This is a genomic window from Mesorhizobium sp. M7A.F.Ca.US.011.01.1.1, assembly GCF_003998295.1.
Taxonomy (GTDB): Bacteria; Pseudomonadota; Alphaproteobacteria; order Rhizobiales; family Rhizobiaceae; genus Mesorhizobium.
This window is the reverse complement of the sequence record NZ_RZRT01000058.1, coordinates 23,654-32,681: the sequence shown is the minus strand read 5'-3', so window position 1 is coordinate 32,681 and position 9,028 is coordinate 23,654. Positions and strand designations below refer to the sequence as shown.

At 62.1% G+C, this 9,028-nt stretch carries 10 protein-coding genes; 3 read left to right on the top strand and 7 right to left on the bottom strand.

All coding sequences use genetic code 11. From position 1 onward, the window contains the following. The first annotated feature begins 199 nt into the window (after positions 1–199). Positions 200–916, top strand: a complete 717-nt coding sequence (locus EOA13_RS30745) for a TetR/AcrR family transcriptional regulator (protein WP_127297169.1) — start codon at positions 200–202, stop codon at positions 914–916. 17 nt (positions 917–933) lie between these two features. Here the strand turns inward: EOA13_RS30745 and EOA13_RS30740 are convergent, their stop codons facing one another. Continuing rightward, positions 934–1,533, bottom strand: a complete 600-nt coding sequence (locus EOA13_RS30740; protein WP_127297168.1) for a flavin reductase family protein — start codon at positions 1,531–1,533, stop codon at positions 934–936. After that, complete coding sequence (locus EOA13_RS30735; protein ID WP_127297167.1) at positions 1,534–2,118, bottom strand: nitroreductase; 585 nt, start codon at positions 2,116–2,118, stop codon at positions 1,534–1,536. Positions 2,119–2,276: 158 nt separating this feature from the next. Between EOA13_RS30735 and EOA13_RS30730 the strand changes: the two genes are divergently transcribed. Next, positions 2,277–3,239: a hypothetical protein gene (locus EOA13_RS30730; protein WP_127297172.1), complete on the top strand. Its 963-nt coding sequence runs from the start codon at positions 2,277–2,279 to the stop codon at positions 3,237–3,239. A 14-nt stretch (positions 3,240–3,253) separates the two neighbouring features. Here the strand turns inward: EOA13_RS30730 and EOA13_RS30725 are convergent, their stop codons facing one another. The 5 genes from EOA13_RS30725 to EOA13_RS30705 form a co-directional block, all read right to left on the bottom strand. Beyond that, positions 3,254–4,192, bottom strand: a complete 939-nt coding sequence (locus EOA13_RS30725) for a GNAT family N-acetyltransferase (protein ID WP_127297166.1) — start codon at positions 4,190–4,192, stop codon at positions 3,254–3,256. An 85-nt stretch (positions 4,193–4,277) separates the two neighbouring features. Further along, the gene (gene thrS, locus EOA13_RS30720; protein ID WP_127297165.1) at positions 4,278–6,254 is read right to left on the bottom strand and encodes a threonine--tRNA ligase; all 1,977 of its coding nucleotides are present in this window, start codon (positions 6,252–6,254) and stop codon (positions 4,278–4,280) included. A 175-nt stretch (positions 6,255–6,429) separates the two neighbouring features. Then, a complete protein-coding gene (gene blaOXA / locus EOA13_RS30715; RefSeq protein ID WP_127297164.1) occupies positions 6,430–7,257 on the bottom strand; it encodes a class D beta-lactamase in 828 nt (275 codons plus the stop codon). Positions 7,258–7,404: 147 nt separating this feature from the next. Next, positions 7,405–7,779: a membrane protein insertion efficiency factor YidD gene (gene yidD, locus EOA13_RS30710; RefSeq protein WP_127297163.1), complete on the bottom strand. Its 375-nt coding sequence runs from the start codon at positions 7,777–7,779 to the stop codon at positions 7,405–7,407. An 84-nt stretch (positions 7,780–7,863) separates the two neighbouring features. Then, a complete protein-coding gene (locus EOA13_RS30705) occupies positions 7,864–8,022 on the bottom strand; it encodes a hypothetical protein (protein ID WP_127297162.1) in 159 nt (52 codons plus the stop codon). A 90-nt stretch (positions 8,023–8,112) separates the two neighbouring features. On the opposite strand from EOA13_RS30705, the gene EOA13_RS30700 reads away from it, so the two are divergent. After that, positions 8,113–9,018: a LysR substrate-binding domain-containing protein gene (locus tag EOA13_RS30700; RefSeq protein WP_127297161.1), complete on the top strand. Its 906-nt coding sequence runs from the start codon at positions 8,113–8,115 to the stop codon at positions 9,016–9,018. The last annotated feature ends 10 nt before the right edge of the window (positions 9,019–9,028 follow it).

Below are 9,028 nucleotides of genomic sequence, written 5' to 3'. Positions count from 1 at the left end.
TGCCAAGCGAACAGTCGAAACCGTCTGTGACGCCATCGGCCAAATCCTCGGCACCGTCACGTCAACCGAATGCCGAAATTACTTCACAGAGGCAGGCTATGCCCAACCTAAATTCATCCCGCTCTAGCAATTTTAGACCATCGGTCTACCATACCGACCAATGGTCTATAATTCAAGCGAGCTGTGCAGAAGGTTCATCATGCCCCGAGTCATCAAGCATCCGGAGTTCAGGCGAGAAGAACTTCTGGACCATGCCCAGACGCTTTTCCTGACGCAGGGCTATGACAAAGCGAGCCTCAACAACGTGATTGCGTCCGCCGGCGTCTCCAAGGGCGCCTTCTATCACTACTTCCCCTCCAAGGAGGCTCTTCTGGAAGCCTTGGCCGATCGCTTTGCAAGACAGGCACTGGCTGGGGTGCAAGACATAATCGACGATCCGGGCCTAGACCCGCTTGGCCGCCTGAATGGCCTGCTCAGCCAGTCGCGGCGGGCCAAGATCGAGACCGCGCCGGAAGCTTGGACTCTTTTCGAGACGATGTTTCGGCCTGAGAATCTGGTGCTTTTCCACCGTATCAATCTGGCCGCCAGCGCGTCGTTTTCACCTCTGCTGGTCAAGATCATCAGGCAAGGGATCGAAGACGGCACTTTCAGGACCTTCGATCCGGAAGGTGTCGCCGACATCGTCATGCAATTCGGCATGGCCACGCGTGACGTCGTTGCCAAGGCCATTGCCGGCGGCAGCGACGCCGACATGGAGATCGCGATCGAGGCCCTGGAGAAACGCGTCAGGCTCTACGAGATCGCTCTCGACCGCATACTGGGCCTGCCCGATGGAAGCATTCGGATCGGCGAGCCCGGCTATGTGCGCACCGTCATGACGGCCAGGCGGCGAACGAGTGCCGGCCAGGCGCGGTGACCGGCCGAGCCTGATATCTAGTCCTTGTCCCAGCGCGGCCGGCGCATCGAAAACACCTCGTCGACGCTGGCATAGTCCATATAGCCGAGACGGGCGACATTGCCGGCCTTGGTGATGTCGAACAGGCCGTCTGTCAGGAAGGCGTCGTCGATGTGCACGCCGACCACCTCACCGGCAACAATCACAGCGCTTGTCGGCGATCCGTCCAGCGCCTTTGGCCGAAAAACTTCCGTCACCCGGCATTCGAGCGCTGCCGGCGCTGCCGCCACGCGCGGCGGCGCGACGAGGCGCGACGGCGCCATGGCATAGGCGAACTCATTGACGCCGCGCGGTGCGTTGACCGATGTGCGGTTCATCTTGTCGGCAAGATCGCGGCTGACCAGATTGGCGACGAACTCACCGGTCTCCTGCGCGAAAGAGGCGCTGTCCTTCTCGCCCTCGGAGGAGAACCAGACAATGAACGGCCGTGTCGAAACGGCATTGAAGAAGGAGTATGGAGCAAGGTTGATCTCACCAGCCCTGTTCAGCGTTGAAATCCAGCCGATCGGACGCGGCGCCACGATCGCCTTCGAAGGGTCATGCGGCAGGCCGTGGCCCGTTGAGGGTTCGTAGAACATTCAGCCAGCCCACGGCCCCGAATAGTCACTGTACAGCTTTGCCGGATCGGGCCGGGGCCGCTCCGGCGCCGGGCCGGCATAGGAGCCGATATGGATGAAGCCGACGACGCGCTCCTGCGGCGCCAGCCCCAGCAGCGCCCTGCCCTCCGGCACATCCGAATACCAGTTGCTGATCATGTTGGTGCCATAGCCCAGCGCGTTGGCTGCTATCATCAGGTTCATCGCCGCCATGCCGCCCGACAGGAACATTTCCCATTGCGGGATTTTGGGATTCTCCCGGGGGATAGATACGACGCCGATCACCAGCGGCGCGCGTGAGAACCGCGCCAGTTCCTGATTGCGGCGGCCTTCCGGCAATGGGCCCTCCCGCTGCTCTGCAAGCGCTGCCAGTTGCCTGCCGATCTCGACGCGGGCGTCGCCACGGTAGACGATGAAGCGCCAGGGCTCCAATCGGCCATGGTCGGGCACCCGCGAAGCAGCAGTGATCATCGTCGCGATCTCCGCATCACTCGGCGCCGGCTGCTTCAGATCGGGGATCGGAGCGGAGTTTCGGGTCAGCAGGAAATCGATGATCGGCGACGCCATGGGCGCAAGTCTCCTGAACATTCTGTTTTGAGCTGAAGCGCACCATCGGGAATTCGGCGGCTCGGGCATTGGCGCGGGATACGCCGGACGGAAGAGAGTCGTATCGATCGGACTCTTAAGCCTTGAAATTGCCACCGCCATGGGCTTCAACGCAAGGCATGTTTGAGGGGACTGTCCGTCTTTTCCTGATCTGGCTCGGTGCCCTGCTGTTGATGGCGCCGGTTTCGTTCGCCATGGCGCAGAACGTCGACGGTGTCAGCGACCTGAAGCTTCCGGGAATTTCGAGCTACGCGACGCCGAAAGGCGAGACGTCACTGGCACTAAGCGGCGGCGGCGCCATCACGCTGTCCGCCCAGTTGACCGACAAGGGTTCCGACATCACGCGCGGCATCGTCTGGCGGGTCTTCAAGCCCGAAGCCGTCAACGGCAAATTGCCGATGGTCGCCTCCTCCCATGGCGGCACCGCCGTCTTCCAGCTCGAGCCTGGCAGCTATCTGGTTCACGCCTCCTACGGCCGGGCCGGCGCCACCAAGCGCATCACTGTCGGCAAGGACGCCAAGCGCGAAAGCCTCGTGCTCGATGCCGGTGGCCTCAAGCTCGACGCCGTGCTGTCCGGCGGCGTGCGCATTCCGCCAAAGAAGCTGCGCTTTTCGATCTACGAGGGCACCGCCGAGGCCAATGGCGACCGCGCGCTGATCATTCCCGATGTCGAGCCCAACAGCGTCGTGCGGCTCAACGCCGGCATCTACCACATCGTCTCGACCTATGGCGCGGTCAACGCGGTCATCCGCTCCGACATCCGCGTCGAGGCCGGCAAGCTGACCGAAGCCACCGTCGAGCACCACGCCGCCGAGATCACGATGAAGCTGGTGCGCGAGACCGGTGGCGAGGCGATCGCCGATACGTCTTGGTCGCTGCTCAACGAATCCGGCGATCCGATCAAGGAAACCGTCGGCGCCTTCGCCTCGATGGTGCTGGCCGAGGGCGACTACACCATCATCGCCAAGAACCGCGACCGCATCTACCAGAAGGATTTTACGGTCGTGGCCGGGCAGAACCAGGAAATCGAGGTTCTGGCCACCGAGGCCGCGGCGATGGATCCCGAAGAAGGTGCGGATTAACCTTCGTTCCTGTATCAAGCCGCCATCTTGGTCCGCGCCGGCAGGAAGGGAATGCGGCGGCGCGGCAAAACTGGCGCCAGGTCGAACACGCCGCGATAAAGGCGGTCGAGCAATGCCTTGCGGTCGCGCAATGGCTCCAGTTCGCTCCAGTTCAACACCACGCCGACGCGCACGTCGATCGCCTTGCCGGACAGCCGCGCGAATTCATGGATGAGCAGCGAAGTACGCAGCGTCAGCGAGGCCTTGCCGACGAATTTCGCCAGCCGGCCGTCGCGCTCGGCCATGTTCATCGGCCCGCTGACCAGATGGAACAGCCTGCCGTTCTGCCCGGAAAAATGCATCGGAATGACCGACGCCTTGGCGTCCTGGACGAGACGGGCCGGAAACATCTTCCACGGCAGATCGCGCGCCCGGCCAAAACCTTTTGGCGCGGTGGCTACACCGCCGGCCGGAAACACCACGATGGTGACGCCCTCTTTCAACAGCCGCACCGCCTCATGGCGCACGGCCATGTTGTTCTTCAGCGCGTCCTTGGTCTCGGAAAAGTCGATCGGCAGCGAGTAGGGCTCCATCTCGCGGATCTTGAGCAGATCCTTGTGGATCATGACCCGGAACGGACGTCCGAGCTGCTCGGCCAGCGACAGCATGGCGATACCGTCGCCGATACCGAACGGATGATTGGCGACGATCACCAGCGGCGTGTTCGGCAATCGCGCGGGCGGCCACTGATCAGCAGTCCGCACCCGCACGTCGATCAGATCGAGCATACGGCTGAACACGCGTTCGCCTGTCGGCACGACCTGGCGGCGCCAGAAATCATAAAGTGCTGTGTAGCGGTCGCGGCCCGACAGGCCTTCGACCGAATGAATGAACCAGCGCGTCAGCGCCGGCTGGCACGGATTGGCATAGGAAAGCTCGGGAAAGGGTCGTTCGCGCAATTTCAGCTTGAGCATAAGGGCTCGTTACAAGGTCGGCGTGACAAGGATATGAAAATGGCGGTGGATCGCTCCACCGCCATTTGGTCGAAAACTATGCAGATCAGGCCGCGCGTTTGCGCCGGCGATCGGGTGTAACAGCTTCCTCGGCCAGTTGCGCGATCGCCTGGTCAAGGCCAAGCGATTCCTGGTCGCGCGAGCCCAGCCGGCGCATGTTGACGGTCTGCTCTTCGGCCTCGCGCTTGCCGCAGACGAGGATGACCGGAACCTTAGCCAGCGAGTGCTCGCGGACCTTGTAGTTGATCTTCTCGTTGCGCAGATCCGCTTCCGCCAACAGCCCTGCGGCCTTCAGCTTGGCCACCACCTCGGTCGCATAGCCGTCGGCATCCGACGTGATCGTCGCCACCACCACCTGCAGCGGCGCGAACCACAGCGGAAAATGGCCGGAATAGTTCTCGATCAGGATGCCGAGGAAGCGCTCCATCGAGCCGCAGATGGCGCGGTGCACCATCACTGGCTGCTTCTTCTCGGAATCGGAGCCGATATAGAAGGCGCCGAACCGTTCCGGCAGGTTGAAGTCGACCTGCGTCGTGCCGCACTGCCATTCGCGGCCGATGGCATCCTTGAGCACATATTCGAATTTCGGTCCGTAGAAGGCGCCCTCGCCCGGATTGATCGAGGTCTTGATGCGATTGCCGGATCGTGTCCTGATCGTCTCCAGCACGCTGCCCATGATTGCTTCGGCGTGATCCCAGGCTTCGTCGGTGCCGACGCGTTTGTCGGGCCGCGTCGAAAGCTTGACGCTGATTTCGTCAAAACCGAAATCGGCATAGGTCGACAGGATCAAATCGTTGATGCGCAGGCACTCCGCCGCCAGCTGCTCCTCGGTGCAGAAGATGTGCGCATCGTCCTGCGTGAAGCCGCGCACACGCATCAGCCCGTGCAGCGCGCCCGACGGCTCGTAGCGATGCACATTGCCGAATTCCGCAAGCTTCACGGGTAGATCGCGATAGGACTTCAACCCATGCTTGAAAATCTGCACATGGCCCGGACAGTTCATCGGCTTCAACGCGAAGACCCGGTCGTCATCGGTGTCGTCGCCGGCGACCGTCACCTTGAACATGGCGTCGCGATACCAGCCCCAATGGCCTGACGTCTCCCACAGGCTCTTGTCGAGCACCTGCGGCGCGTTGACCTCCTGATAGCCCTGCTCGTCGAGACGGCGGCGCATGTAGTTGACCAGGTTCTGGAACATCTTCCAGCCCTTGGCATGCCAGAAGACGACGCCCGGTCCCTCTTCCTGGAAATGGAACAGGTCCATCTCGCGGCCGATCTTCCTATGGTCGCGCTTCTCGGCCTCCTCCAGCATCATCTGGTAGGCTTCGAGCTGCGCCTGATCAGCCCAGGCCGTGCCGTAGATGCGGGTCAGCATCGGGTTGTTCGAATCACCGCGCCAATAGGCGCCGGCCACCTTCATGAGTTTGAAGGCATTGCCGATCTGCCCGGTCGAGGCCATGTGCGGGCCACGGCAGAGGTCGAACCAGTCGCCCTGCGCATAGATCTTGAGATCCTGATCCTCAGGAATGGCGTCGATCAGCTCCAGCTTGTAGCGCTCGCCCTTGTCAGCAAAGACTTTTTTCGCCCTGTCGCGCGACCAGACTTCCCTGGTGAACGGCTTGTTGCGCGCGATGATCTCGCGCATCTTCTTCTCGATCACCGGAAAATCGTCAGGCGTGAACGGCTCGTTACGGGCGAAGTCGTAGTAGAACCCGTTCTCGATCACCGGCCCGATGGTCACCTGCGTTCCCGGCCACAATTCCTGCACGGCTTCCGCCAGCACATGGGCCGCGTCGTGGCGGATCAGCTCCAGCGCGCGCGGGTCGTCGCGGGTGACGATCTCGACCTTGCCGGACTTGCCGAGCGGATCGCTGAGATCGCGAACCGTGCCGTCGATCGCATAGGCGACCGCCTTCTTGGCCAGCGATTTCGAGATCGATTCGGCGAGGCCAGCACCGGTCATCGCCGCGTCGTATTCGCGGACGGAGCCATCGGGAAATGTCAGAGAAACGGAATTCAGCATATATATCTCCTATCCAGTCCCGCAAACGAGCGCGGGTGGTTGAAATGCATGTCGCCCAAAAGTGTATGGCGGTTTTGGGTTACGACATGCATAGGGAAAAGCCGGATGCGTCCGGCAGCGGCTGTCTTTTATGGACAGATTCCGCCTCCGTAAAGCCCGGCTCAAATGTCAGCGTTCATTTGATGAGGAGCGGCAGGTCCTTCAGGAACGCGGCCCGGGTCTTGAGGCCCTTGGGCATGTCGGTGCGGTTGGTGTCGACGACAAGCCGCGCAAAGACGATCTGGCGGCCATCCTTTTGCGCCCAGCCGACGAACCAGCCGAGCGAACGCTTGTCCTGAACCTTGTCGACGTCGTTGCGCAGCCTGGTGCTTCCGGTCTTGCCTTGCACCGTCCAGCCTCCGGCCTGGAAGGTCGGGATGATGGCTGATGTCATGTCGTAAGCCCTGGCCGAGACAGGCAGCTTGCGGGCCAGCAGCTTGCGCAGGAATTCGACCTGCTCGACCGGCGTGATCTTGAGCGAGGAATTCACCCAGGACTTGGTCAAACCATCATTCTTGCCGGGATTGCCGGAAACATCGGCGTTGCCGTAGTCGAATTTCGAGACATAACCGGCAAAACTCTCAGACCCAAGCCGGCGGGTGATTTCCCGGGAAAACCACAGGATCGAATCTCGCTCCCAGACCACCGGATCGACGGTCTTCTGATCCCGCTTCACCGCGTTGAATTCAGGCTTGTAATCCCAGCTCGGCGTGTGCTCGTCGCTCAGGATCCCGCTGTCATAGCCGATCAGCGACAACGGCACCTTGAACGTCGAAGCCGGGCTGAACCGCTCGTCGCACACCCCGTCCTGGTAAAGCGTCTTGCCGCTCGCCGCATCGGCGATCACCGTGCACTGCACGTCCCCAAGCGGCGCCGATTGCGCGCGCAGCGGAAATCCCAGCAGCCAGGCGAGCAGGAACAGTATCCCGGCAAAGATGAAGGGAAGACGGTCGAAATTGCGCATTTTCTGCTCGCTCCAGAAGGGGGTTCGCGAGCGGCTTAGCGAGGTCTCTTGTCTCGATTTTGTCTCAAATGCGCAGTCTTTGTGCAGGCTGTTGTTAACCCTACCGGATTGTAAACGGGCAGAGCCGTCGGGACCTGACTGACGCGATCACCCCTGCGCTTCGCCGCGCTTGCTGCCGATCCGCCAGTACCGCCATGGCGTGAACCAGACATAACGATCCTCCAGCACCTCCGGCACGAGGTCTATGCCATGCGTGCCGAATGGCCCGCAGCGCAGCACCCGGAAAAATCCCATCCAACCGCCCGCCCACAGGCCATGGCGGGCGATCGCCTCATGGGCATATTCCGAACAGGTCGGCAGATGCCGGCAGGAATTGCCGACAAAGCCCGACAGTGTCAGCTGGTAGAGGCGCACGAGCGACGTGCCGAGGAGACGGCCCGGCGTCTTGCGCCATGGACCGGGCCAGTTACGGCCACGTTTCGGCGGCCGGGCGATATGCGCATGCCCATGCTGGTCGCGCACCACAGTCTCCGTATCGCGTTTCCCACGCGATAGATGTGGGCTTCTACTGGAGAACGCAATCCCGCGCCCTGCATGGCCCCACCGTCACGGACGGAAACGACGAAACGGCTGCCAGTCAGCCGAAGCCACCCACCGGCCACGACTGGTCGGCTCTTCGTAACGCTTTTCATGCTGCCTTTCGTCACGCCATTGAAACGTTGCGATCCGCATGACATCGCCAAAGATGCTCAGCAACTGGATCATGGTCGGTCTCCTTTGATGCGATTAGACGGCCGCTGGCCTTCGCCTTCAAACGAGTATAATTTCCACTTCGGATAATCCTGGGTTATGCGAATGAAGCGCGGGCGCCTGCCGCTGACGGCATTGAGGAGCTTCGAGGCGGCGGGCCGGCATCTGAGCTTCAGCCGGGCCGCCGAGGAGCTTTTCGTCTCGCAGGCAGCGATCAGCCGGCAGATCCGCGAGCTCGAAATCTTCCTTCGCCAGCCCTTGTTCGAACGTCACCATCGTCGCGTCGAACTGACCGACACCGGCCGGCGTCTGCTGGATCAGCTCGTCAGAAGTTTCGACGCCATCGATACCTTGCTTGGAGAACTGGTGGCGACACCGGCGCAGTCCGTGGTCCGTGTCAGCGTCGAGCCATCGCTTGCATCCGTGTGGCTGGTGCCACGGCTCAACCGGTTTCGCCAATTGCGGCCTGACATCGACATCTCGCTCGAGGTCGATCCAAGGCTGATCGAGTTCCGTAGCGATCAGCCGGAGCTTGCCTTGCGCTTCAGCGCACATACCACCGCGTGGCCGCGCAGCGAAGCCGAGCAACTTGCTTCGACAGTCGACTCACCTGTTCTGTCGCCGGCGCTGCTTGCCTCGGGCCCCGCCCTCGAGAAGCCGATCGATCTTGGTCGCTACACGCTTTTGCACGAGGAGAACCGCCAAGGCTGGGCGCGCTGGTTCGAAGCGGCCGGCGTGCCCGGCGACGCCGTGCCGGCGCGCGGGCCGATGCTGGCGGATGCGTCGCTTTCAAAGCAGGCCGCCTTGCTCGGACATGGCGTTGCACTGGGCGATCTCTTGCAGATCGGCGGAGAAATCGCGTCCGGCGCGCTGGTCAAGCCGTTCGACATCGACGTCGCATCCGGCGCCTATTGGCTGGTGGCCAGAAGCTTGCGCGATCTGTCGGAGCCGGCCGCCGCGTTCGCGGACTGGGTACGCGGCGAATTTGCCGAAAGCAGACGTGCATTGTAAACGGTCGGTT